Annotated in this window: 23 protein-coding genes; 12 read left to right on the top strand and 11 right to left on the bottom strand. The window is 63.8% G+C overall.

The window, feature by feature from the left end:
* Positions 1-22: 22 nt before the first annotated feature.
* From CIT40_RS25120 to CIT40_RS25100, 5 genes are read left to right on the top strand one after another with little or no spacing between them, the layout of a single operon-like run.
* Positions 23-1,264, top strand: a complete 1,242-nt coding sequence (locus CIT40_RS25120) for an ABC transporter substrate-binding protein (RefSeq protein WP_094891222.1) — start codon at positions 23-25, stop codon at positions 1,262-1,264.
* Between the two features lie 11 nt (positions 1,265-1,275).
* Positions 1,276-2,151, top strand: coding sequence for a branched-chain amino acid ABC transporter permease (locus CIT40_RS25115; RefSeq protein ID WP_162307665.1), 876 nt, complete (start codon positions 1,276-1,278; stop codon positions 2,149-2,151).
* Positions 2,148-3,146, top strand: coding sequence for a branched-chain amino acid ABC transporter permease (locus CIT40_RS25110; RefSeq protein ID WP_094891224.1), 999 nt, complete (start codon positions 2,148-2,150; stop codon positions 3,144-3,146). Before CIT40_RS25115 ends, CIT40_RS25110 begins: the two co-directional genes overlap by 4 nt.
* Complete coding sequence (locus CIT40_RS25105; RefSeq protein WP_094891225.1) at positions 3,143-3,898, top strand: ABC transporter ATP-binding protein; 756 nt, start codon at positions 3,143-3,145, stop codon at positions 3,896-3,898. Before CIT40_RS25110 ends, CIT40_RS25105 begins: the two co-directional genes overlap by 4 nt.
* Positions 3,891-4,610: an ABC transporter ATP-binding protein gene (locus CIT40_RS25100; RefSeq protein WP_094891226.1), complete on the top strand. Its 720-nt coding sequence runs from the start codon at positions 3,891-3,893 to the stop codon at positions 4,608-4,610. Before CIT40_RS25105 ends, CIT40_RS25100 begins: the two co-directional genes overlap by 8 nt.
* Positions 4,611-4,622: 12 nt before the next feature.
* Here CIT40_RS25100 and CIT40_RS25095 read toward each other — a convergent pair whose 3' ends face one another.
* On the bottom strand, positions 4,623-6,626 hold the full coding sequence (locus tag CIT40_RS25095; RefSeq protein ID WP_162307664.1) for a putative bifunctional diguanylate cyclase/phosphodiesterase: 2,004 nt from the start codon (positions 6,624-6,626) through the stop codon (positions 4,623-4,625).
* 283 nt (positions 6,627-6,909) lie between these two features.
* Positions 6,910-8,142 (bottom strand): hypothetical protein, encoded by a 1,233-nt coding sequence (locus tag CIT40_RS25090; protein WP_094891228.1) that lies wholly within the window; start codon positions 8,140-8,142, stop codon positions 6,910-6,912.
* Between the two features lie 291 nt (positions 8,143-8,433).
* Here CIT40_RS25090 and CIT40_RS25085 point away from each other — a divergent pair, with 291 nt between their 5' ends.
* Together CIT40_RS25085 and CIT40_RS25080 are read left to right on the top strand one after the other, a co-directional pair.
* The gene (locus CIT40_RS25085) at positions 8,434-8,769 is read left to right on the top strand and encodes a hypothetical protein (protein ID WP_094891229.1); all 336 of its coding nucleotides are present in this window, start codon (positions 8,434-8,436) and stop codon (positions 8,767-8,769) included.
* A gap of 91 nt (positions 8,770-8,860) precedes the next feature.
* Positions 8,861-9,670: an ABC transporter substrate-binding protein gene (locus CIT40_RS25080; RefSeq protein ID WP_094891230.1), complete on the top strand. Its 810-nt coding sequence runs from the start codon at positions 8,861-8,863 to the stop codon at positions 9,668-9,670.
* Here the strand turns inward: CIT40_RS25080 and CIT40_RS25075 are convergent.
* Both CIT40_RS25075 and pstS read right to left on the bottom strand, forming a co-directional pair.
* Complete coding sequence (locus tag CIT40_RS25075; protein ID WP_094891231.1) at positions 9,644-10,342, bottom strand: ABC transporter permease; 699 nt, start codon at positions 10,340-10,342, stop codon at positions 9,644-9,646. The two genes, CIT40_RS25080 and CIT40_RS25075, sit on opposite strands and share 27 nt — an antisense overlap.
* 213 nt (positions 10,343-10,555) lie before the next feature.
* The gene (gene pstS / locus CIT40_RS25070; protein WP_094891232.1) at positions 10,556-11,611 is read right to left on the bottom strand and encodes a phosphate ABC transporter substrate-binding protein PstS; all 1,056 of its coding nucleotides are present in this window, start codon (positions 11,609-11,611) and stop codon (positions 10,556-10,558) included.
* 355 nt (positions 11,612-11,966) lie between these two features.
* Between pstS and CIT40_RS25065 the strand changes: the two genes are divergently transcribed.
* The 5 genes from CIT40_RS25065 to CIT40_RS25045 all read left to right on the top strand — a co-directional run bounded on the left by CIT40_RS25065 (position 11,967) and on the right by CIT40_RS25045 (position 16,211).
* Positions 11,967-12,818, top strand: a complete 852-nt coding sequence (locus tag CIT40_RS25065) for a 3-hydroxybutyryl-CoA dehydrogenase (RefSeq protein ID WP_094891233.1) — start codon at positions 11,967-11,969, stop codon at positions 12,816-12,818.
* Between the two features lie 147 nt (positions 12,819-12,965).
* Complete coding sequence (locus CIT40_RS25060; RefSeq protein ID WP_094891606.1) at positions 12,966-13,430, top strand: group III truncated hemoglobin; 465 nt, start codon at positions 12,966-12,968, stop codon at positions 13,428-13,430.
* Between the two features lie 22 nt (positions 13,431-13,452).
* Entirely contained in the window at positions 13,453-13,629 is a 177-nt protein-coding gene (locus tag CIT40_RS25055) for a hypothetical protein (protein WP_155526002.1), read from the top strand.
* 61 nt (positions 13,630-13,690) lie between these two features.
* Positions 13,691-14,335, top strand: a complete 645-nt coding sequence (locus tag CIT40_RS25050) for a QcrA and Rieske domain-containing protein (protein WP_094891234.1) — start codon at positions 13,691-13,693, stop codon at positions 14,333-14,335.
* 139 nt (positions 14,336-14,474) lie between these two features.
* Positions 14,475-16,211, top strand: a complete 1,737-nt coding sequence (locus tag CIT40_RS25045; protein ID WP_162307663.1) for a methanol/ethanol family PQQ-dependent dehydrogenase — start codon at positions 14,475-14,477, stop codon at positions 16,209-16,211.
* A gap of 83 nt (positions 16,212-16,294) precedes the next feature.
* On the opposite strand, the gene CIT40_RS25040 is transcribed toward CIT40_RS25045, so the two are convergent.
* From CIT40_RS25040 to xoxF5, 7 genes are all read right to left on the bottom strand, one after another.
* Positions 16,295-16,555, bottom strand: coding sequence for a hypothetical protein (locus CIT40_RS25040; protein WP_094891235.1), 261 nt, complete (start codon positions 16,553-16,555; stop codon positions 16,295-16,297).
* A gap of 72 nt (positions 16,556-16,627) precedes the next feature.
* Entirely contained in the window at positions 16,628-18,955 is a 2,328-nt protein-coding gene (locus tag CIT40_RS25035) for a xanthine dehydrogenase family protein molybdopterin-binding subunit (protein ID WP_094891236.1), read from the bottom strand.
* A gap of 1 nt (position 18,956) precedes the next feature.
* Complete coding sequence (locus tag CIT40_RS25030; protein ID WP_094891237.1) at positions 18,957-19,409, bottom strand: (2Fe-2S)-binding protein; 453 nt, start codon at positions 19,407-19,409, stop codon at positions 18,957-18,959.
* 629 nt (positions 19,410-20,038) lie between these two features.
* Positions 20,039-20,602, bottom strand: coding sequence for an S-(hydroxymethyl)glutathione synthase (gfa, locus tag CIT40_RS25025; protein ID WP_094891238.1), 564 nt, complete (start codon positions 20,600-20,602; stop codon positions 20,039-20,041).
* Between the two features lie 32 nt (positions 20,603-20,634).
* Complete coding sequence (locus CIT40_RS25020) at positions 20,635-21,744, bottom strand: S-(hydroxymethyl)glutathione dehydrogenase/class III alcohol dehydrogenase (RefSeq protein WP_018320736.1); 1,110 nt, start codon at positions 21,742-21,744, stop codon at positions 20,635-20,637.
* A gap of 63 nt (positions 21,745-21,807) precedes the next feature.
* Positions 21,808-22,296, bottom strand: coding sequence for a c-type cytochrome, methanol metabolism-related (locus CIT40_RS25015; protein ID WP_094891239.1), 489 nt, complete (start codon positions 22,294-22,296; stop codon positions 21,808-21,810).
* A 113-nt stretch (positions 22,297-22,409) separates the two neighbouring features.
* Positions 22,410-24,215 (bottom strand): lanthanide-dependent methanol dehydrogenase XoxF5, encoded by a 1,806-nt coding sequence (xoxF5, locus tag CIT40_RS25010; protein ID WP_094891240.1) that lies wholly within the window; start codon positions 24,213-24,215, stop codon positions 22,410-22,412.
* Positions 24,216-24,553: the final 338 nt, after the last annotated feature.

Here is a 24,553-nt window from a genome sequence, read left to right as displayed (position 1 = left end):
AAAAAAGACCTTGGAGGAAATCATGTCAAAATCCGGTTCGACTTCGAAAATAACCCGCCGCACCGCGCTCGCTGGCCTCTCGGCAGGCGCGGCGCTGCTCGCCATGCCCCGGATCGGCCGCGCAGCGGACGAGACGATCCGCATCGGCTTTCCGACGCCGCTGACCGGCCCGTTCGCGGCGGAAGCGCGCGATCAGGTCAAATGCGCCGAGCTCGCGGTGAAGTTGGTCAACGACAAGGGCGGCATCGGCGGCCGCAAGGTCGAGCTGCTGGTGCGCGACGACAAGCTCAATGCCGGTGAAGCCGCGACGCGCACGCTCGAGCTGATCGAGAAGGACAAGGTTCACGCCGTGGTCGGCGCGCTCTCCAGCGCCGTGCAGCTCGCGGTCAACGAGGTCACCCGGGCCCGCGGCGTGATCTACGTCTCGATCAGCCAGTCCGATACCATCAACGAGGCCAAGGATTTCAGCAAATACACCTTCCACGAGGCGCTGAACCCGCACATGACGACGGCTGCGGTGGCGCGGCAGACCCTGAAGAAAGGCATGAAGGTCGCGCATCTCGTCGCCGACTATGCCTATGGCCACGAGATGCTGCGCGGCTTCAAGCGCGCGCAGGCCGCGATCGGCGCGGACAATGTCGGCGAGATCCTGCATCCGTTCGGTGCAGCCGATTATTCCACGTTCATGCCGCGCCTGATGTCGCTACGGCCGGACGTGCTGTGCATCTCAAATTTCGGCCGCGACCAGGCCAATGCGATCAAGCAAGCGGTAGACTTCGGCGTCAAGCAGCAGATGAAGATCGTCGTTCCCGTCATCCTGCACAACCAGCGCCTCGCGGTCGGTCCTGATGTGTTCGAGGGCGTGGTCGGCGGCGCCAATTACTACTGGGGCCTGGAGTCGCAGAGCAAATCCGCAGCTGCGTTCAACGCGGCGTTCAAGGCTGCCAACGGCGGCGCGATCCCGACCGATTACGGTGCATACGGCTATTCCGGCGTCGGATCGTTGCTGGCCGCGATGCAGACCGCCGGCGGAACCGACACCGATAAAGTCGTCGATGCGCTCGAAAAGCTGCAATATGATCTGACCAAGGGACCGCAGCACTACCGCAAATGCGACCATCAATCGGTGCAGTCGGTGCTGGTGCTGGAGTCCAAGAAGAAGTCGGCCATGGCGGGCGACAACGATCTGTTCGCCATTCTCGCCAACGACACCGGTTCGGACGACATGCTGCGCAGCTGCAGCGAACTAGGCCACGCGACTTAAGATTTGTGACGATGGACCTGTCGCTGATCATCATGCAGCTTCTCTCCGGGATCGCGCTTGGCGCGGTCCTGGTGATTACAGCGCTTGGACTGACGATCGTGTTCGGCATGCTCGGGGTGGTCAATTTTGCCCATGGCGCGCTGTTCATGATCGGGGCCTATGCGGGGCTGTATCTGGCCTCGCTCACCGGCAGCTTCTGGTGGGGGCTGCTGCTTGCGCCCATCCTGATCGGCGCCTTCGGCATGCTGATCGAGTTCGTCCTGATCCGCAGGCTCTATGGCCGTTCGATCGACGATCCGCTGCTGCTCACCTTCGGCCTCAGCTACGTCCTGGTCGAGGGCGTGCGCATCGTGTTCGGCAGCGACGGCATTCCGTTTCCCACCCCGCCGCAATTGATCGGCGTGCTCGATCTCGGCATCGGATTCTTCCCCCGCTATCGCCTGTTCGTCATCGCGCTGGTGGCGGTGGTGCTGCTGGTGCTGTGGTTGACGCTGGAGAAGACCCGTGTCGGCTTGATCGTGCGTGCGGGTGCGCGCGATCCCACCATCATGCAGGTGCTCGGCGTCGACATCGGCCGCGTCTGGCTCGCTATTTTTGGTCTCGGCGTCGGGCTTGCCGCACTCGGCGGCGTGCTCGCCGGGCCGATGCGCAGCGTCAATCCGGAGATGGGCTCGCTGGTTCTGGCCGAGGCCTTTGTCGTGACCGTGATCGGCGGCCTCGGCTCGATCGTCGGCGCGGTCGTGGCCGGCCTCATGGTCGGAATTTCCATCAGCCTGGTGGCGTTGTTCGCGCCTGAAATGGCGACCATCGTGATGTTCGCGCTGATGGCGGTGGTGCTGCTGATCCGCCCGCAAGGCCTGTTCGGCGTGAGAGGGAGGACGGCGTGACGCACCCTTCGAGCGGCGAGGCTCTCGCCAAGCCTGCGCCGGGCGGGCTCGGCCGGCTTCTCGACCACCGCGTGCTGCTCTCCATCGCCGTGTTGGCCATATTGCCCTGGCTGCTGCCGTCCAAGGCGCTGGCGGTCAACGTCCTGATCTACGGCGTCGTGGTGATGGGGTACAATCTGCTGTTCGGCTACACCGGGCTGTTGTCGTTTGGCCAGGCCGCGTTCTTCGGTGCGGGCGCGTACTTCACCGGCATTGCGATCGGCCGCTACGGTGTGCCGTGGTTTGCCGCGGTCGCGATTGCCGTGTTTCTCAGCACCTGCCTTGCGGCCGTGATCGGAATCATCTCGACCCGCACCCGGGGCATCTACTTCTCCATGGTGACGCTCGCTCTGGCGCAACTGGTCTATTACGTCGCGCTGCAGGCATCCTCCTTCACCGGCGGCGAGAATGGCCTGCGCGGCTTCACCGTCGACCGCATCAATCTGTTCGGCCTTCAGGTCAATTTCCTCGACCCTGTCAACAAATATTACGTGCTGATGGCCTTCGCGGCGCTGGCGATGTGGTTCCAGTCGCGCATCCTGAACTCGCCGTTCGGCGCCGTCATCGAGGCGATCCGCGAGAACGAGCAGCGCGCGCGGGCCTGCGGTTATGACGTCGAACGCAGCAAGCTGGTCGTGTTCATGCTGTCGGGCGCGACCTCCTCGCTCGGCGGCTGCATGTTGGCGCTGCACCTGTCGATCGTGCCGCTCGACATCCTGCACTACCAGACCTCGGGCATGATCGTGATGATGGTGCTGCTCGGCGGCGCCCGCAGCTTCTTCGGGCCCTTCGTCGGCGCAGCGAGCTTCCTGATCCTGGAGGACGTCATCTCGCTGTGGACGCCGCATTGGCAGATCTTCGTCGGTGCGATCTTCGTGCTGTTCGTGCTGTTCCTGCCCAAGGGCATCTGGGGTACGCTGCTCGATACGCTCGGTATCGGAAAGGCGCGGCGATGAGCGGTGAGCTGCTCCGGGCCGAAGGGATCGGCAAGCGCTTCGGCGGCTTCGTCGCGCTCGAGGATATTACCTTGTCCTTTGTGGCGGGGCAACTCACCTCGATCATCGGGCCGAACGGCGCCGGCAAGAGTACGTTCTTCAACATCCTCTCCGGCGTGTTGACGCCGACATCCGGCAAGCTGCATTTCCGCGGGCGCGAGCTGAACGGCCTGCCGCAGCACCGTTTCGTGCATCAGGGTATTTCGCGCTCCTATCAGATCACGAACATCTTCCCTGACCTGTCCGTGCACGAGAACGTGCGCGTCGCAGCCCAGGCGCTGACCGTGCGCTTCGACATCTGGCGCAACCGCGCCCGGCTGGTTGAGCTGAGCGCGCGTGCCGATGCGGTGCTGGACGCAGTCGGCCTGCTCGGCAAGCGCGGCGAACTGGCAAAATTCCTCTCGCATGGCCAGCAGCGCGCGCTGGAGATCGCGATCGCACTGGTTTCCGAGCCGGAGTTGCTGCTGCTCGACGAGCCGACCGCCGGCATGGGTCCGGAAGAGACCAAGGACATGGTCGCGCTGCTGGAGCGGCTCGCCGACAAGCGCACCGTGCTTCTGGTGGAGCACAAGATGAAAATGGTGCTGGGCCTGTCCAAGCGTGTCGTGGTGCTGCACCATGGCCGCCTGCTCGCGGACGGCGCGCCCGACGAGATCAGGAGCAATCCGGACGTGCGCCGGGTCTATCTCGGACAGAGTGAAGGTTATGGCTGAGACCGCGCTGCTCGAAATCGAAGATCTCCACGCCTGGTATGGCGCGAGCCACATCCTCCACGGCATCTCGCTGCACGTGAAGGAGGGCGAGGTGGTTGCCCTCGTCGGCCGCAACGGCGCCGGCAAGACCACGACCTTGCGAACCATGATGGGCCTGATGCCGAAGGCGACCGGCCGCGTGCGCTTTGCGGGCAGGGAGCTTCTGCCCCTGCGTGCCCATCAGCGCTTCCACCTTGGCCTCGCTTACGTACCCGAGGAGCGGCGCATCGTTCCCGGGCTGTCGGTACGCGAGAACCTCCGGCTCGGTCTCGTCGCGGCCGGCAGCGGCATCGAGGAGCGGGCAGCGATCGACGAGATCGCCGAGACCTTTCCGCGCCTGAAAGAGCGCCTCGACCAGGAGGGCGTGACGCTCTCCGGCGGCGAGCAGCAGATGCTGGCGATCGCGCGCGCGCTGATCGCCAAGCCCAGGATGATCCTGCTGGATGAACCCTCGGAGGGCATCATGCCCGTCCTGGTCGAGGAGATGGGTGTGCTGTTCCGCCGCCTGCGCGACGAGGGCAAGACGCTGCTGCTGGTCGAGCAGAACGTCGAATGGGCGCTGCGGCTGGCCGATCGCGCCGTGATCATCGACCAGGGCGAGGTCGTGCATCAAAGCAGCGCCGCAGCGTTGCTCGCGGACAAGGACATCCAGGAGCGCTACTGCGCGGTCTGACGTCCGGGCGCGCTAGGCCACGACCTTGGCGCCGTCGAGGCGCTGGCGTTCGTTCGCGAGATAATCGCCAATCGCATCACCGGGCATGGGTTTTGCGAAATAATAGCCCTGGATGAAGTCGCAGCCGAGCCGACGCAGGGTGTCGAGCTGGGCGCGGGTCTCGACGCCCTCCACGACGCAGGCGATCTCCATGTCGTCACAGAGGCCCGCCAGCGACTTGATGATCTTGTGACTGACAGGATTCTCGTTGATGTCGGAGACGAAGCTGCGGTCGACCTTGATCTTGTCGAGCGGCAGCCGGTGCACGTGGCTCAACGACGAATAGCCGGTGCCGAAATCGTCCAGCGAGACGCCGCAGCCCATCGCCTTCAGCGTCGCGATCGACTGCTGGGCGCGCACGAAATCGAAGGTGACGGCGGTCTCGGTGATCTCGAAATCGATTCGGCGCGGCGACAGACCGCTCTTCTCGATGATGGAGATCAGCGGCAGGATGCCTTCGGCGGCGCAGACGTCGTGAGCGGACAGGTTGAACGAGAGGCGGATGTCGTCGGGCCAGGTCTTGGCCGTCGCCAGCGCCCGCGCCAGCAGCGTCTGCGTCAAGGGACGGATCAGGCCGATGCGCTCGGCGGCGGGAATGAAGTCGGCAGGGGAGACCCAGCCGAGGCGGGGGCTGTGCCAGCGCGCCAGCGTCTCGAAACCCGCAGTGTACTCGCTCATGGCATCGACGATCGGCTGGAACACCAGCTCCATCTCGGCGCCGAAATCGGAGGTGCGCAGCAGGTTTTCGATGACGCCGCGGCTCCGGATCTCGGCTTCGAGCTCGCTCGAGAAGATCACGGTGCGTCCGCGCTGATGGCGCTTGGCGTGATAGAGCGAGTAGTCGGCGCATTCATAGAGAGCTTCCGACGTCGTCGCGGAGTCCGGATACAACGCAAAGCCGATCGAGCAGGACAGGCCGGTGTGAGCGGTGTCGAGCTGGTAGGGCAGCTTGACCTGCGCGCCGATGCGTTCGCCGAGCCGTGCCAGATCGGCGTCGTCGGGATCGCCACACACGACGAGGCCGAACTCGTCGCCGCCGAGCCGGGCGAATTCGACCCGCTGCGGACCAAAGCCCTCGCAGACCTCGCGGATGCGGCGGCCCGCTTCGATCAGGACGCGGTCGCCGACGCTGTGGCCGTAATTGTCGTTGATCGGCTTGAAGCCGTCGAGGTCGATGATTCCGACCGCGACACGAACATTCCTGCGCTCGGTGTCGGCAAAAGCGCTCGACAACTCGGCGAAGAAGCGGCGGCGGTTCGGCAATTCGGTGAGGGAATCCAGGTTGGCGAGACGGAAGTTCTCGTCCGAGAGCGCCTGGGTCGCCGCCTGCTGTGCCAGCAGGGACTTGCGGCTGGCGACGAGATCGGCGAAGTCCCGGTAGTAGATGGTCAGTACCGTCACCATCGCGCCGGTGACCAGCAAATTGTTGACGGCCATCGCCGCCAGCGTCGGCTCGCCCGTGGCGAAGTAGAACACCACATAGGGCACGTCGACGATCAGCGTCACGATCAGCGCGGACGAACGCAGATGCATCAGCGAGAAGATGCATCCGATCACGGTCACCGCCATGTAGAAGGCAACCTGGCTCTTGGCAAAGGGATCGCCGTAGGGATAGAGCGCGAACGACCAGGCGGTGAAGCCCGCCGCGATCGGCGCCGCGATCCAGTTGGTGAGACGCAAGCTGCGCAGGATGTCGGCGTCGCTGCGCACGACATGGCGCTGCCGCAGCCACCAGAAGGTCCGATAGCCCGCCACCGCGATCAATACGCCCGGCACCATCATGCTGAGCGAGGCGGGCGCCAGCGGAACATAAGTATAGGCGACCGCGATCGTGTTGGTGATCAGGATGAAGTAGAGCAGCGGGATCTGCTTGGAGAAGGCTTCGAACTGCGCGCGCGTCAGCTCAGGATTGTCGGCCGGGACCCGGAACAACTCGACGACAGTGGCGAGATAATACTTTAATCTGGCGACAGGCATTGCAATACGAGCCCTGGATATCTTCAAAACGCGGGCGATCTTGCATGGCTCAGGTAAAGGGGGCGTTAGATCGTTCCCTTCGTCACGGGATGCGCGTGACCGCAGGTGCGCCGGGCAGGTGCACTGGTGAGGCCACGTTAAGTATAAGTCGCGGCAGAAGCCCGCGGTTTGGTCGCAAATGCCTGCGATAGGCGCTGCTAGACTCCGCTAACCATATGCGTCAGCGCAACGTATTGCCGCACCTCGGCTTGGCACGGCGCGACGGCGCTTGCAGCGAAAACGGTCAGGCCAGAGCGGCCTGGCGCTCCCGCGCCGGTTCGCGAACCCGGTCGAGCTTCCCCGGCTCGGCGAGCCGGGTGAAGTTGCGTTGGCTCGTCTGCGCGGGCGCCTCGACGATGACGCCCTCGCACACGATCTGTCCGCCGAGCATCTTGAACTCCAGCTTGTCGTAGCGCGGCATCGTCTCGCCAGGCGCAGGCGGCAGCAGTCCGACGCTGCCCTGGATATTCAGCGTGGCTTCGCCGGTGCCGTGAAGGCGGGGATTCCACATCCTGATTCCGCTCTCCGCCCAGCGCTGCCGGATCAGCGCGGTGCGATCGGCAGGTTCCGCGGCTTTCGCGCGAAGTTTCGGCGCAGTGCGAATCTCCTCAGCTGGAGCCGCGAGAGCCGGAGCCGGCTCATCATGAGTAACCACGACGGCGTCGGCGGAGTAGCCCTCCGCAACGACAGTGGTAAGATCGTCTGCCAAGACCGGCTCGATCGCCACCGCGGCGCCGAAGGTGGGATCGCTGTCGAGGCTGCCTTCAGCGACAACAGGCTCCGCCGAGACATCGCGATCGGAAGGCGTGGCCTGCGAGTCGTCCACAACGGGCGCGATCTCCACGGCCGCAACAGTGGAGGGAGCATCGGCAACCACGAGAGCGGGAGCGTCGATCGAAGCGACCTCAACGGAGGCGACCTCAACGGAAGCGATCTCGACATTGGACGAGGCCTCCTCCGTCTCATCAGGTTCAACGTCGGCCGCGCGCTCGGGAGATGGATCGCTGTTGATGACGGGCTCGGCCGCTTTGGCCGGCTCGTCCGCGACGTCGATGGCTGCGACCGTTTCCGTGGCGACGGGCTCGAGCTTCGTTGAGAGCTCCACAGGCGGATCATTGTCGATGACCGGTTCAGGACCATCGACTGTCCCGCGAGCCACTTCGTCCGAAGCTAAAACCTCAGCCCCGAGGACCGGCTGGACTTCCGTCGGCGCCTGCTGCAGTGAAACGTCGCTGCCGCCGCCATCAGCTGGTGTTTCCACGATGACGGAGTGGGTGGTGCCGTCCTCGGCGACCGCGGCATCGCTGCGCAGCAGTTCAGTGCTGATTCCGGTGTCGAGGTCCGGAAGAGCGCCGGCGCCGTCGGCAACGATGACAGGCTGTTCCGCGACGACTGCCGCACTGTCGATGCTGCCGCCGTGCGGCAAGGGCCGAAGCCGGGTGAACGCCCATTTCACCGCGGGGATGCGGCGCAGCAACGATATCAGTCTCGAAAGCACTGGGAGTTGTCCAAGAGGTACTCGGCGTGAGGCAATCGCTGATTCGCCAGCAATGTGAAAAACTGCCCCGGCCGTCACATCCCTGTCAATGTAGGCGGGACCAATTGCAGAACATCCGCGCGTCCGGCGCGCGCGGTGGTGAGGGATGAAGCGTCAGCCATGACGGCGAGTCACCGTGGAGCCATGGCTCGGTCGGCCAATGTGACAGCGACCACAGTCCAACCCGGCTGAAATGGTCACGCTCTGCTTCGAAAGCGAAGGAGAGGAAACGTGATCCACAAGATCTGTCTGGCTGCGGTCCTCGCGGCGTCCGTCGCTGCCCCGGCGCTTGCGGACGCCCTCACTCCGAAAATCGCGGCTCACCTCATCCCATCCAACGCTGAGATCCACATCTCCTGGACGAGCCCTGCGTCCGATCCGGACGGTCGCACGATCGAAGTGGCCTGCGGCGAGATCACGGTTCGCAACGACAAGGGCTTTTCGACAACATCCTTTGCGTATGTCATCGACGACGACAAGCTTTGGCAGGCTTGGAAGATCGAGTGGATGAAGGAGCCGGAGCCGCAGGGCGTCCGCCGCGTGATGAAGTATTGTCCCGGCCGTTGACGGATGCGCTTATCTGCATCGAATGTAGGGTTCCCCGCGTCGTTCTCTCGGGCTAGTTTGGAGAACCCGGTATCTGGTGCAAGGACGAGACATGAAAAGAATAGTCGCCGTCGGAGCGGCTCTGCTCTGGTCAACCATCGCGTTCGCACAGGACCGCACCATTACGGTCGCCTCGACTACCTCGACGGAACAATCGGGGCTGTTCGGCCATCTGCTGCCGTTGTTCTCGAAGGACGAGGGCATCAGCGTGAAGGTCGTTGCCGTCGGCACCGGCCAGGCACTGGATATCGGGCGACGCGGCGATGCCGACGTGGTGTTCGTCCATGACCGGGCTGCCGAAGACAAGTTCATGTCCGAAGGGCAGGGCGTGAAGCGTTTCGACGTCATGTACAACGACTTCGTCATCGTTGGCCCCAAGAGCGATCCCGCGAAAATCGCGGGCGGCAAGGACGTCACCGATGCGCTGCGCAAGATCGCGGCCGCGAAGGCGCCGTTCATCTCGCGCGGCGACAAGTCCGGCACGCATGCCGCCGAACTCCGGCTTTGGAAGGAGGCGGGCGTCGATCCCGGCGCCGGCAGGGACAGCTGGTATCGTGAGATCGGCCAGGGCATGGGCCCGGCGCTGAACATGGCGTCGTCGTCGAACGCTTATGTTTTGTCGGACCGCGGCACCTGGCTGTCGTTCAAGAATCGCGGCGAGCTTGCGATCCTGACCGAGGGGGACAAGCGGCTGTTCAACCAATACGGCGTCATGCTGGTCGATCCGGCAAAGCATGCGAACGTGAAGGCGAAGGACGGGCAGGCCTTCATCGACTGGCTGGTCTCGCCGAAGGGGCAGCAGGCGATCGCCGGCTACAAGGTCGGCGGCGAGCAGCTATTTTTCCCCAACGCGTCCCACTAGCACGAAGGCGACGGTCGACACCGCCACGCTGAGCGCGAGCAGGATCAGCCCCAATCCGAGTGCCAGCGGCAGATCGCCCTTGCTGGTCTCCAGCGCGATCGCGGTCGTCATCGTACGCGTGAAGCCGCGGATGTTGCCGCCGACGATGATGATGGCGCCGACCTCGGCGATGGCGCGCCCGAACGCCGCGAGAAAGGCCGTCAGCAGCGAGGTCCGGCCCAGCGCGAACAGCAGCGCTATGCTGCGGAAGGCCGACAGCCCGTCGATCCGCGCCAGATCGCCATACTCGGCCCACAGCAGGCTCGCAGGCCGGTGCACCAGCGCAACCACGATTGGGGTGGCGAGCAACGTCTGCGCGATCACCATGGCGGCCGGCGTGAACAGAAGTCCGGCCATCCCGAGCGGACCGGACCGCGACAGCAGAAGATAGAGCGCGAGCCCGACCACGACCGGCGGAAGGCCGAGCAGCGCATTGGTCAGCACGATGACGACCTGACGCCCGCGGAAACGCGTGATCGCAAGCAAGGCTCCAATCGGTGCACCGATCAGTAGCGCAATGACGCTCGCGGTCAGGCTGACGCGAACCGACAATGCGACGATGCCGAGCAGCTCGGCATCGGCTTCGCCGATCAGCCAGAACGCGGCTGCGATGGATTGCGCGAAATCGTTCATCCGCGTCGGGACGTCGGCGCCAGCCGGAGTGCCTTGGGAGCGTCGGGGGCGGGACTGCGAAGGCTATGCAAGAAAGATTCCCTGCGAGGATCCTGGTGCAAAGCACCTTGTGGCTGCGCCTGCCGCCAGGGAAGGTTTCCCGGCGGCAGGCCGATCACAACATACCCACATGGAGCGGTTTGGGAACTGAATTTAACCTGGTCGCGTTCGGCTTCAGCGCTTGACGCTTGTCGAAGCCGAGACCGTCGGGGCGACTCTAACGCTCTGATGCCAGTAGCGTTCGACCTGGTCGACCAGGGTGCGTGGGAGCGGGACGTAGTTGAGCGTCTCGGCCTGGGACCTGCCGTTCTCGAGCAGCCAGCGCATGAAGTCGATGGCGGCTTCCGACCGCTCGCGGGATTTCGGCGCCTTCGGCATCAGCACGAACGTCGTCGCCGTAATCGGGTAGGCGTCTTCACCGGGCGCATTGGTGAGCACGAGATGGAAGTCATTCTCCGCCTTCCAGTCCGCGCTTGTTGCCGCCGCCTGAAATGATGCCGCGTCGGGCACGACATAATTGCCGGCGCTGTTCTGCACGATCCCGAAGGAAATCCGGTCGAGCCGTTGCAGCGCGTAGGTGTATTCGAGATAGCCGATCGCGCCGGGAACGAGGCTGACGAGCGAAGCGACGCCGTCATTGCCACGGCCGCCGAGGCCGAGCGGCCACTCGACGGAAGCGGCTTCGCCCGCGCTGGCTTTCCATTGCTGGCTGACCTTCGAGAGGTAGTTCGACCAGTTGAACGTCGTGCCGGAGCCGTCGATGCGATGAACCACCGTGATCGCAGTGTTCGGCAAATTGACGTCCGGGTTGATCGCGCCGATCGCGGGATCGTTCCAGGATTTGAGCTTGCCGAGGTAGATGTCGGCGAGCACCTGCCCGGTGAAGCGGATCTGGCCAGGCTTGATGCCCTCGATATTGACCACCGGCACGACGCCTCCGATCACGATCGGGAATTGCATCAGCCCGAGCCTGTCCAGCTCCTTCGGGTCGAGCGGCATGTCGCTGGCGCCGAAATCGACGGCTTCCTTCTTAATCAGGTCGAGGCCGATGCCGGAGCCGACGGCTTGATAGCTGACGGCGCTGCCGGTCTCGGCCTTGTACGTGTCGGTCCATTTCGCCATCACGGGCGAAACGAAGGTTGAGCCGGCACCCCTGGTTTCGGCAGCCCGGCTTTGTGTGGCGATGAGCAGAGCGGCGAGGATGACGGATAGCTTGATGTTGTTCTTCATGTGCGCGGCGCTAGCGGGTGAGGCACGAAGCCGTTGTGGCGCATCGACTACACCACACGGTCTGTGGCCGCCGCGTCGTCCGATTGGGGGAGATCGAGGTCTTAAGCGAGCTCGGCCGGGCCGTCCTTACGCTGCGTGGCGCCGGGTCGGGACCACCAGCAATTCGGGGCAAACCGCCTGCCAGGTGGCCAAATCTCGCCCTTTCGCGACCGACGGCGGCTTTATTCTCGCTATGGATGCTTTAAGGAAGGGGCAGGATCAGGTCGCAGCCGCCCGCCGGCGGTGCTAGAGCCTGATGCAGGAACATTGGGCCGGGCCGGGACGGCTCGCCCGCAAGGATGAAGGATATGAGGCAATGATCCAGACGGTTGGCATCATCGGGGCAGGGACCATGGGGAATGGTATCGCGCAAATCTGCGCGGCGGCCGGACTCTCGGTCGTGATGGTCGACATTTCCGATGCAGCGGTGAACCGCGGGCTGTCGACCGTCGGCGGCAGCCTCGAGCGCCTGGTCAAGAAGGAGAAGATGTCGGCAGCCGATCGCGAGGCGGCGCTCAAGCGCATCACCGGCACGACGGACCGCGCCAAGCTTGCCGATTGTGATCTCGTCATCGAGGCAGCAACCGAGAACGAGGACCTAAAGGTCAAGATCCTGAAGGACCTCTGCGCGACGTTGTCGCCGCGGACGCTGCTCGCGACCAATACCTCGTCGATTTCGATTACGAAGCTCGCTGCGGCGACCGATCGTCCCGACCGTTTCATCGGCATGCACTTCTTCAACCCGGTGCCGGTGATGGCGCTGCTGGAGCTCATCCGCGGCCTGCAGACTTCCGACGACACCCACGCCAAGGCGCTCGATTTCGCCAAGCGCGTCGGCAAGGTCGCGATCACCGCCAAGAACAGCCCGGGATTCGCCGTCAACCGCATCTTGTGCCCGATGATCAACGAGGCGATCTTCGCGCTCCAGGAAGGGATCGCGACGGCGGAAGAGATCGACGCCGGCATGAAGCTCGGTTGCAACCACCCGATCGGGCCGCTGGCTCTGGCCGATCTCGTCGGGCTCGACACCATGCTTTCGGTGATGGAGGTCTTCTACAAGGGCTTCAACGACCCCAAATACCGGCCCGCGCCGCTGCTCAAAGAGATGGTCGATGCCGGCCATCTCGGCCGCAAGACCGGGCAGGGCTTTTACAGCTACGGCGCCTGATCATCTGATCACCTTGGCGCGGGCGGCGGGCCTCAAATGCCCGCCGCCTGATCCTGCACTTTGTGCTGCGACAAAGACGCCGCGCACGATTTGCCCGACAAAGTCGAGTGGGCGGCCCGCGGGAACAACGGAACGGACACAGAGGATATGTCGGATCGACTGAAGGCCGAGCGGGAAGCGGCGGCCGCACGGCGGAACCTGCTAACTCTCGACGCGATCGAGCGCACCGGGATTACCGAAGAGATGATCTCCGAACTCGTCACCCGCTTCTACGGCCGCGTGCGCGAGGATGCGCTGCTCGGGCCGGTGTTCGCCGTCGTGCAGAATTGGGACGAGCATCTCGCCAGGCTCAGGGATTTTTGGTCCTCGGTCGTGCTGATGAGCGGCCGCTATCACGGTTCGCCGATGCGGGCGCATATGCCGCTCGGTCTGGTGGCTGATCATTTCGACCGCTGGCTCGATCTGTTCGAGCAAACCGCGCGCGAGGTCTGTCCGCCGCCGGCAGCTGGCCTGTTCATCGACAAGGCGCGCCGCATCGCCGACAGTTTTGAGATGGCATCGGCCACCGTCGCCGGTTCGATCGCCGCGCCCCGCCACGTGCTGAGATCCTGAGACGACCGGCTGCCTGCAAAACATGCAGGATGTCGCGCTGCGTTTCTGCAGCGCGACGATAGCGCGCCGCACCAATTCCGACATCATCGATCTGATCTGCAAAATCATCATGCGGCTCGCGCGGCACGACGTTGAAATCTTGAAAACACGCTTGAATGCGTTGATCGTCGTTCAATCAAAGCGTGCAAAGCCATATTGATGCACTGCGGCGCCAACTCTTCGCCTTGTTTTAGGCAGAGTTCCAGCGCCTGCTTGCGGACATGTCCCGCGCATCGCTTATGTCCGACCCTTCATCGACCGACAGTCCCACGGAGGACGAGATCAGCGCATGCGCCGAGCAGACGCGGCGAACGGTCCTGCTCGGCGCACTCGCCGCCACCGCGTGCCTCGGCTGTTCCGTGCACGCGCACGCGGATGAGGATCCGCCTGGCTCCGACGAACGGCCCCGGAAAGGCGATGTGCTCGTCTTCTCCGAAGGCGACAAGGAGGGGAAGCTGATCACCGCGGCCGACCTGCCGGTCGGCGGACCGCCGGTGCATGCCTGGCCGAAGGATCCCAAGACATCGGTGGTGCGCAGCGCATCCCGGCTCAACGAGATCCTGATCATCCGGCTCGATCCGGCCGAGCTCGACGACAAGACGCGCGAACGCGCTGTCGACGGCATCATCGCCTATTCGGCGATCTGCGCCCACGCCGGCTGTCCCGTCACCGCCTGGGTGAAGAGCGATGTCGGCGACAAGGAGGTGTTCAAGTGCATGTGTCACAACTCCGAATACGATCCCCGTGCGGGCGCACAGGTCGTGTTCGGCCCGGCGCCGCGACGGCTCGCGGCGCTTCCGCTGGCGCTCGATGACGGATCGCTCAGCGTCGCCGGCAACTTCATCGGAAAGGTAGGTGGCGCGTAACCGGGATGACGGACGGCGCGGGCCGCGCCCGCGTCACGAGAGGTCGTATCCGCCGTTGGGCGGACGACGGGACGAACGACAAGAATTCACAACAACAATTCAAAACAAGAATTCAAACGGATGAAAAAGGGGAACGTCCATGAAAAAGTCGATCACCAGGAAGCAATGGTACCTGTCCGGTTTCGTCGCCTTCACCTGCCTCGTCTCGACCGCCGCGAGCGCCGGTCCGATCGAGAACTATGCGCCGGTCACCCAGCAGCGGCTCGAGAATCCGGAACCCGGCAATTGGATGCTCTATCGTCGCACCTATGACGGGCAGGGCTACAGCCCACTCGACCAGATCAACGCTTCGAACGTGAAGAATCTCACGCCGGTCTGGACCTTTGCCACGGGCGTGGTCGAGGGCCACGAGGCGCCGCCGCTCGTCAATAACGGCGTCATGTTCGTGACAACGCCGATGGGGCAGGTGATCGCGATCAATGCCAGGACCGGCGACGAATACTGGCGCTACAAGCGGCAGCTTCCCGACGACCTGTTCCAGCTGCATCCGACCAACCGCGGCGTCGGCATGTGGGAGGACAAGCTCTATCTCGCGACGACGGACGACCATGTCGTGGCGCTCGACGCCAAGACCGGCAAGGTGCTGTGGGACACCAAGGTGCAGGACTACAGGAAGGGTCAGTATATGACCCTGATGCCGCTGATCGTCGAAGGCAAGGTCATTGTCGGCGGCTCCGGTGGTGAACTCGGCGTACGCGGCTATGTTGCCGCCTTCGATGCCAAGGACGGCAAGGAGCTGTGGCGCACCTTCACGATCCCGGGCGAGGGCGAGCCCGGTCACGACACCTGGCAGGGCGATGACTGGAAGACCGGTGGCGGCTCCGCCTGGATGACCGGCAATTACGACAAGGACACCAAGACGATCTACTGGGGCGTCGGCAATGCCGCGCCATGGCCTGGCGAGACGCATCCCGGCGACAACCTCTACACGTCATCGGTGCTCGCGCTCGATCCCGCGAACGGGAAGATCAAGACCTATCACCAGTATCACCAGAACGATTCATGGGATTGGGACGAGGTCGACGCGCCCATGCTGATCGACCTGCAGCGCGATGGCCGCACCATCAAGAGCCTGGTCCATCCGGGCCGTGACGCGATCTTCTGGGTGCTTGAACGTACCCCGACCAAGATCAACTACGTCGCCGGCTGGCCGTTTGTCGCAACCGACGTTTGGAAGGGCATCGATGAGACCGGTAAGCCGATCGTCGATCCCGCGCACAAGCCGGTCATCGGGAAGCGCGTGGAGTTCTGTCCGTCATTGTGGGGCGGCAAGGATTGGCCGTCGGCGGCCTACAGCCAGAAGACCGGCCTCGTCTATGTCCCCGCCAACGAGAATTTCTGCGGCGGCTTCACCGGCGAGAAGGTGCCGCTCAAGGCGGGCGAGCTATGGCTCGGCACCAAGCCGGAGGATATCGGCCTGAAGACCAAGCCGGGTGCGGATCATTTCGGCGAGCTCCAGGCCTGGGATCCCGCCACGGGCAAGAAGGTGTGGCAGCACAACTTCCCGAAATCGCAATTGTTCGGCTCGGTGACGGCGACGGCCGGCGACCTCGTCTTCGTCGGCGGCACCAATGACCGCAACTTCCGCGCCTTCCACGCCAAAACCGGCGAGCTGTTGTGGGAGCAGAAGACCAACTCCGGCATCATGGGCATGCCGGTGTCCTATGAGATCGACGGCACGCAATACATCGCGATTCAGTCGGGGTGGGGCGTGGACGCGCAACGTATCCAGGACGCGCTCGTGACCAACAATATCGGCATCGAGGCTAACGTGCCGCAAGGCGGGGTCGTCTGGGTGTTCGCACTGAAGAAATAGCTCCGCAGGCGGATCGAAAGAAAGCGGAGCAGCAGGGGGGCGAATGCGGCGGACGGCAACGTCCGCCGCATTCTTGCGTCTTCCTACTTCCCTGATCGCTCCACCTTGTCCTTTTCCTTCTGGTTCATCTCCTGAACCTTGGGATCCGGATTGTGCTGTCCGGTGGTCTGGGTGGTCGAGGCGGGCGGCGCGTTGGCGTTGGGCAGCGAGTTCTGGTCCGGCGCGGAGGGGCGCGTCGCGGTGGCCGGTGGCGTCGTGTTGCCTTGGGCAAATGCGCCGGAGGCCGTCAAAAGAAAGGCGCCCGACAGCAACGAGACTGCGAGCGCCTTCGGGATGTTTGTCATCGATCTGCTCCTGTCAGATCGAAGGAAACGGCGCGAGATCGTTTGTGTTCCGTCTCGCGCCTCTGTTCCGCCTCACGCTTCCAGTTGCTTGCCGAGCGGCAGGCTGCGGATGCGTTTTCCCGTCGCGGCGAAGATCGCGTTCATCAGTGCTGGCGCAAACGGCGGGACGCCGGGCTCGCCGACGCCGCTCGGCGGTGTGTCCGGTCCGGGCGGCACGATGTAGACATTGGTCACCGCAGGCGACTCGTCGATCCTGACGACCTGGAAGTCGTCAAAATTCTTCTGCTGCACCTTGCCGTCCTTGAAGCTGATCTCGCCGTATTTGGCGAGGCTCAGCCCCATGATCGCGGCGCCTTCGATCTGCGAGGCGATGCGTTCGGGGTTGACATAGGTGCCGCAGTCGATCGCGGTGTCGACCCGTGGCACCGTCAGCTTGCCCTTGTCGTCGACGGCGACCTCGACGATCGTTGCGATGTAGCTGACGAAGCTGCGGTGCACGGCGATGCCGAGACCATGGCCCTTGGCGACCGGCCGCCCCCATTCGCCCTTCTCGGCGACCAGTTCGACCACCTTGCGCAGGCGCGCGGTGTCGATCGGGTAACTGTCCTGGGGCTCGCCGTAGTTCCACATGTCCTTCACCGCGGGCTTGACGATCCGCGGGCTGCCGATCAGCGCGAGCAGCGTCTCCTTCTGGTCGCGTCCGGTCGCAGCTGCGATCTCGCCGACCATCGATTGCACCGCAAACGCACGCGGAATGTTCGAGACCGAGCGGAACCAGCCGATGCGGGTGAATGCCGCGGCCTCCGGGTTTTCGCAGGAGATGTTGGCGATCTCGAACGGCATGTCGACGAGTCCCATGCCGAGCTCGAAGGGCGCCGCGTGCTTGGCCCCGGCCGCGAAGGTCGAGGCGATGGTCGGCGCGACGCTGCGATGGCGCCACGCGATCACCTTGCCACTCTTGTCCAGGCCCGCCTCGATGCGCTCCACCGAGACGGTGTGCAGGAAGTCGTGGTGGACGTCGTCCTCGCGCGTCCACTGCACCTTCACCGGCGCGCCGAGCTCCTTCGACAGCAGCGCGGCCTCGAGCGCGAAGTCGCATTTCGACTTGCGGCCGAAACCGCCGCCGAGCAGCGTCACGTTGACGGTGACATTCCCCTCGGGAATGCCGAGCGTCTTGGCGACGTCCTCGCGCGTGCCGCCGGGGCTCTGCACCGGCGCCCAGATCTCCGCCTTGTCGCCCTTGACGTCGGCAACCGCGACCGGCGGCTCCATGCTGACATGGGCGAGGTGGGGCAGGTAGTATTCGCCGACGACGACCTTGTCGGCGGTCTTGAGCGCGGCGTCGGCATCGCCCTCGGCGCGCACGACGAGGCCGGGCTTGCGCGAGGCCTCCTCGAGCTCCTTGCGATAGGAGACCGAGTCGTATTTGCCGTTGGCGCCATCGTCCCAGGTCAGCTTCAGGGCGTCGCGGCCCTTGATCGCCGCGCCGGTGTTGCGGGCGATCACCGCGACGCCGCCGAGCGGCTGGAACTTCGACGGCCACGGCCAGCCCTGAACCTTCATCACCTTCTCGACGCCGGGAACCTTCAGCGCCGCATCGGGATCGAAGGAGACCAGCTTGCCGCCTGTGACCGGCGGACGCGCGATCACGGCGTATTTCATGCCCGGCAGCCGCACATCGGCGCCGTAACGCGCCTTGCCGGTGGTGATGTCATGGAGATCGACGATGCCGACCTGGCCCTTGCCGAGATAGCGGAAGTCCCGGGAATCCTTCAGCTTGAGCCCTTCGATAGCGGGCACCGATTCCTTGGCCGCATCGGCGGCCAGTTCGCCGAAACCGAGCTTGCGCCCGCTGGCGCTGTGGACGACCTCGTGATTGACGGCCTTGACCTCGGTCGCCGGCACGCCCCAACGCTTCGCCGCGGCCTGCTCCAGCATGGTGCGGGCGGAGGCGCCGATCTGGCGCATCGGAAGCAGATAGTGCCGCGTGCTGCGCGAGCCGTCGGTATCCTGGTTGCCGAACTTGACCTCGTCGCCATGGGCCTGCTGCACCTTGACCCTGGACCAATCGGCCTCCATCTCCTCGGCCACGATCAGCGGCAGGCTGGTGCGGACGCCGGTACCCATCTCGGAACGGTGGGCGAGGATGGTGACGATGCCGTCGGGCGCGACCGCGACGAACACGCGCGGGTCGACCACGACGCCATGGGGCATTTTGCCCGCGCCGGTCTCATAGGCAAACGCCTGGCGCGACATCACGGGTGCCGCCAGCACGAAACCGCCGGTGATGCCGAGCCCCTTCAGGATGCTGCGGCGGGAGACCTTCTCGATCTTGATGTTTTTTTCGAAGCCATTTTTTTCGAAGCCATGGAGCTTGCCGGGTTTTTCGATGAAATTCATGTCACACCCCCGTCGATGCGAGATGGACCGCGTTCTCGATGCGCTGGTAGCAGCCGCAGCGGCAGATGTTGCCGGACATCGCCTCGCGGATCTGGTCATGCGAAGGCTTCGGATTGTCCATCAGAAGCGCGGCGGCCTGCATGATCTGGCCGGCCTGGCAGAAGCCGCATTGGGGCACGTTGACCTGGCGCCAGGCCTTTTGCACCGGATGATCGCCGTTCGGATGCAGCCCCTCGATGGTGGTGACCTCGCGCCCGGCGACGTCGTTGATCGACGTGATGCAGGAGCGCACTGCTTCCTTGTCGACGATGACGGTGCAACTGCCGCACAGGGCCTGGCCACAGCCAAACTTGGTGCCGGTGAGCCCGGCTTCGTCACGCAGGAACCAGAGTAGCGGGAGATCCGGGTCCCCGTCCCAGCTCTGTTCCTGGCCGTTGATCTTCACCTTGATCATGATCGTCCCTCGCTCTTCATAAGCATGCCAAATTCAAAATTCGCCGACGCTGGTCGGCGACGGTTGATGTCTTGTCTCGCCACGTCCTGCCGTCGTCCCGCGCGGGCAAATCCCGGAGGGAGGCAGGAATGCCGATGGCGATGTCTGGATGTGCTCGATACCTCCCGTTTTTGTTCTTGATTGTTGAACGTCGTGCGGCATCGTGACGGCGCGATCGTAGCAGAAATCGCGCCGGCCCGGCGTTCACAGCCGGGTGTTCTCACCGGGAAAAGATTGCATCGACGGTTTGTCAAAAGCAGGGCGCGTCATCACGCCGTGTAGACCGCGCTTTTGCAAACAGGGGTTGCGATGAAAAAAGGCTTCGTCCGCCAGAAAGACTGCGCGGACGAAGCAAGATGCCTCAGTCGAGGGAGGGAGAAACGCAGAGACCGGGAACTTCAAGACGGAAGTTGGGGCGCTGCGCAGTCATTCAGAGACCAGGACTGAGGGAGTCAATCGCCCTCGCACGCATGTAACTTGCAGAGGCGGCGGCCTCGCTGCAATCGTTCCGGGGCAAGGCCCGTCCGGCTCGCAGGCGCTGATCGAGGCCAGCGAGCCGATGGGGCATGGCGAACGTCCGACCGCCTTGCTCAGGCAGCTTTGGCTTTGGCGACGTGGGTCGCGATCGCGTCCATCAGCGCCGGTGACAGGCAATCATAGGGCTCGAGCCCGATCTCCTTCAGCCGCGAACGGATGCCGGCCATCTGCTCCGGCTTCACGCCCGCTTCGATCACCGAGGAGACGAAGGCGGCGAATTGCGGCGCCTGCGAGCCCTGCTCCTGGAACAGTTCGGGATGGATGAAGTCGAGGCCGTAGAACGGATGGTTCTTGTTCTCGATACGGCCGTACATGTGGGTGCCGCAGGCCTTGCAGGCGTGGCGCTGGATCACCGCGGAGGGATCGACGATCTGCAGCTTGTCGCCGTTCTCGAGCACGGTGACGTTCTGGCGCGGCACCACGGCGACGACGGAGAACGTCGCGCCTTGCGGCTTCCAGCACTTGGTGCAGCCGCAGGCGTGGTTGTGGGCGACGTCGCCCTTCACCGCGACCTTGACCTGGTGGTCCTTGCATTTGCAGACCAGCGTGCCGCCGGCGAAGCTGCCGCTGCCTTGTTTGAGGCCGTTATCGATCGAGGGATGGAGTGCAACAGTCATGGGTCGATCCTCCTTGGGGTGACGCTTTCGAGTTAGTACACGACGACTGAACGGATGGATTTGCCCTCGTGCATGAGGTCAAAGCCCTTGTTGATCTCCTCGAGCTTGAGCACGTGGGTAATCATCGGATCGATCTGGATCTTTCCATTCATGTACCAGTCGACGATTTTCGGCACGTCGGTGCGGCCGCGGGCGCCGCCGAAGGCGGTGCCGCGCCAGTTGCGCCCAGTGACGAGCTGGAACGGGCGGGTGGCGATCTCCTTGCCGGATTCGGCAACGCCGATGATGATCGAGGTGCCCCAGCCGCGATGGCAGGCTTCGAGCGCCTGGCGCATCACGGTGGTGTTGCCGGTGCAATCGAAAGTGTAATCGGCGCCGCCGTCGGTGAGGCCGACAAGGTGCTGGACGATGTCGCCGGTGATCTTCTTGGGGTTGACGAACTCTGTCATGCCGAACCTGCGGCCCCAATCCTCCTTGGAGTCGTTGATGTCGACACCGATGATCTTGTCGGCGCCGGCCATCTTGGCGCCCTGGATCACGTTGAGGCCGATGCCACCGAGGCCGAACACGACCACGTTGGAGCCCGGCGTGACCTTCGCGGTGTTGACGACGGCGCCGACGCCGGTGGTGACGCCGCAGCCGATGTAGCAGCTCTTGTCGAAGGGAGCGTCCTCGCGGATCTTGGCGACCGCGATCTCCGGCAGCACGGTGAAGTTCGAGAAGGTCGAGCAGCCCATGTAGTGGTAGACCGGCTTGCCCTTGTAGGAAAACCGGCTGGTGCCGTCGGGCATCACGCCCTTGCCTTGCGTCGCCCGGATTGCGGTGCAGAGATTGGTCTTCTGGCTGAGGCAGCTTTTGCACTGCCGGCATTCCGGCGTGTAGAGCGGGATGACGTGGTCACCCGGCTTCACCGAGGTCACGCCGGGGCCGATCTCGCGGATGATGCCGGCGCCCTCATGGCCAAGGACCGACGGGAAAATTCCCTCGCTGTCGAAGCCGTCGAGCGTATAGGCGTCGGTATGGCAGATGCCCGTCGCCTTGATCTCGACCAGGACTTCGCCGGCCTTCGGGCCTTCCAGATCGAGCTCGACGATCTCGAGCGGCTTCTTGGCTTCGAAAGCGACGGCGGCACGTGTCTTCATTGGTAGCTCCTCAAATTCTCGAAAGGATGCCCAAGCCTTTAGTCTCGGCGGGCGTCCAAGCGTTCACTTCTTGCCCATGCACGAGTCTTCGTTCTTGGTATAGGCGTCGTTTTTGTCCTCGTGCTTGCCCGGTCGGGCGCGGCCCCAGGCCTCGGTGGATCGGGCGCGCAGATAGACGTAGAGATCGTCCATGTAGCAGGCGACGTTCGGGTTATCGCCGAAGGCCGGCATCACGTTCTCCGAAGCGGTCGAGATGTTCTTGCGACCCGAGGCGACGACACCGAGAAAATCGGCATAGCTCATCGTCTTGAGCGAATCCTTCAGGGCCGGTGCATAGGTCGAGCCCATGCCGTCCGGGCCATGACAAACATGGCAGTCCGAATGGTAGCGGCGGTAACCGGAATAGGTGTACCAGTCGACGGACCCATCGGTGATCTTGTAGGTCGGGTTTCCTTCCTTATCGAGCCATTCGCCAGTTTCGTTCTGCTTGACGGCGGTCGGGTCCCCCGAGCCGTCCGCGACAGCAATTCCTCCAGACGCAACCATGATCATCGCAGCAATGACAAAGCCGATTTTACGCAAGAGATTTTCCTCGATGGCGTTCGATGGGAAGGCAAGCCGGCGCGTGGAGTTGATTCCACGCGCCGGGGCGATGCTGATGGGGCTTAGTTCGGTAGCGCGAACACGGTCAGCGTACCGCCGAGCGCCGTGTAGTTGCTGAGTGCGGCGTAGCCACCGACTGCGCCGAGACCTGCGTTCGGATCGGTCAGACCTGCGGCCAAACCAATGCCGGCCCAGCCGCCGACGCCGGAGAGCACGGCGACGTACTGCTTGCCGCCGTTCTCGTAGGTGGTGACGTTGCCGATGATGCCGGAGGGAGTCTTGAACTTGTAGAGCTCCTTGCCGGTCTTGGCATCGACCGCCTTCAGGTAGCCTTCGAGCGTGCCGTAGAACACCACGTTGCCGGCGGTTGCGAGCGCACCCGACCAGACCGAGAACTGCTCCTTGTTCGACCAGACGATCTTGCCGGTCTTGCCGTCCCAGGCGATGAAGTTGCCCATGTGGGTTTCACCCTGCGGCGGATACATCGAGAGCGTCGCGCCCACATAGGGCTGACCAGCGGTGTAGCTCACCTTGAACGGTTCGTAGTCCATGCAGACATGGTTGGTCGGAACGTAGAACAGCTGCGTGTCCGGCGAGTAGGCTGCCGGCTGCTCGTCCTTGGTGCCGAGCGCGGCCGGGCAGATGCCCTTCACGTTGTGGTCCTCGCCCGCCTTGTCGGTCGAAGCTGCGTCGAGCACCTTCGGACGACCGTAGGTTGGCGAGTTCTTGTCCATGTCGACGCCGGAGGTCCAGTTCACCTTCGGATCGTACTTTTCGGCGACCAGCAGTTCGCCGTTGGTGCGGTCCATGGTGTACGCGAGGCCGTTGCGGTCGAAGTGCGTCAGCAGCTTGCGCGGCTGGCCGTTGATCGACTGGTCCGAGAGGATCATCTCGTTGACGCCGTCATAGTCCCATTCGTCGTGGGGCGTCATCTGGTAGACCCACTTGGCAACGCCGGTGTCCGGGTTGCGCGCCCAGATCGTCATCGACCATTTGTTGTCGCCGGGACGCTGCTTCGGATTCCAGGTCGAAGGGTTGCCCGATCCGTAATAGACGAGGTTCAGCTCGGGATCGTACGAGATCCAGCCCCAGGTGGCACCGCCGCCGATCTTCCACTGGTCGCCTTGCCAGGTCTTGAGGCTCGAATCCTTGCCGACGGGCTTGCCGAGCGCAGTGGTCTTTTCGGCATCGACCAGGATCTGGTTGTCCGGCCCTTCCGAATATCCGCGCCATGCCAGCTTGCCGGTCTTGATGTCGTAGGCGGACATGTGGGCCTGGACGCCGAACTCGCCGCCGGAGATACCGACCAGCACCTTGTCCTTGATGACCATCGGCGCCGACGTACCGGTCTCGCCCTTGCTCGGATCGCCGTTCTTGACGGTCCACGCAACCTGACCGGTCTTGACGTCGAGCGCGACGAGGGTGGTATCGGCCTGATGCAGGAAGATCTTGCCGTCACCGAAAGCGAGGCCGCGGTTGACCGTATCGCAGCACATCACGGGGATGACGTTCGGATCCTGCTTCGGCTCGTACTTCCAGACGATCTTGTTCTCCTGCGATAGGTCAATGGCGTAGACCTTGTTCGGGAACGGCGTGTGGACGTACATCATGTTGCCGATGATCAGCGGACCACCTTCATGGCCGCGCAGCACGCCGGTCGAGAAGGTCCAGGCCACCTGGAGCTTGCCTACGTTCTGTGCGTTGATCTGGTTGAGCTTGGAATAGCGGGTATTGGCGTAGTCGCCGGTCGGCATCACCCAGTCTTTCGGGTTCTGCGACATCTTGAGCAGCTCGTCATTGGCTGAGGCGCCCCCGACGGCGAGAGCCGCCGCGGAGCCGAGTAAGGTCGCCAGTAGCACCTTGCGCATAGTCATTCCTCCGTTGGTATCGTTTATTGTTTCCGAAGCAAAAATGGTTCACCGGGCTTCTCGTCCGGGGTCTGCTCGTGCAGGGCGGTCACTTTTCGGACCAGAAACGATGCTGGACTGCTTTCTCCTCCTGATGAGAGCCACGGGTCCACGTGCGTGAGCGGCCCGTTCTTGTTGTTCCTGCCCTAATCCCTAACGACTCCTCCATCGGGAAACTTGCCCAAGAGAGAAACCGGTTTGCTCGACAGCGCACGAGACGAAGATTTTGATTTTTGCAGTAGCGAATTCAGCGGCTTCCGCATGAGTTGGTCGCAAGCTCAACGTTCAGGTTCCCCTTG

This window comes from Bradyrhizobium amphicarpaeae (assembly GCF_002266435.3).
GTDB classification, from domain to species: Bacteria; Pseudomonadota; Alphaproteobacteria; order Rhizobiales; family Xanthobacteraceae; genus Bradyrhizobium; species Bradyrhizobium amphicarpaeae.
This window is presented reverse-complemented; position numbering and strand designations above follow the sequence as displayed.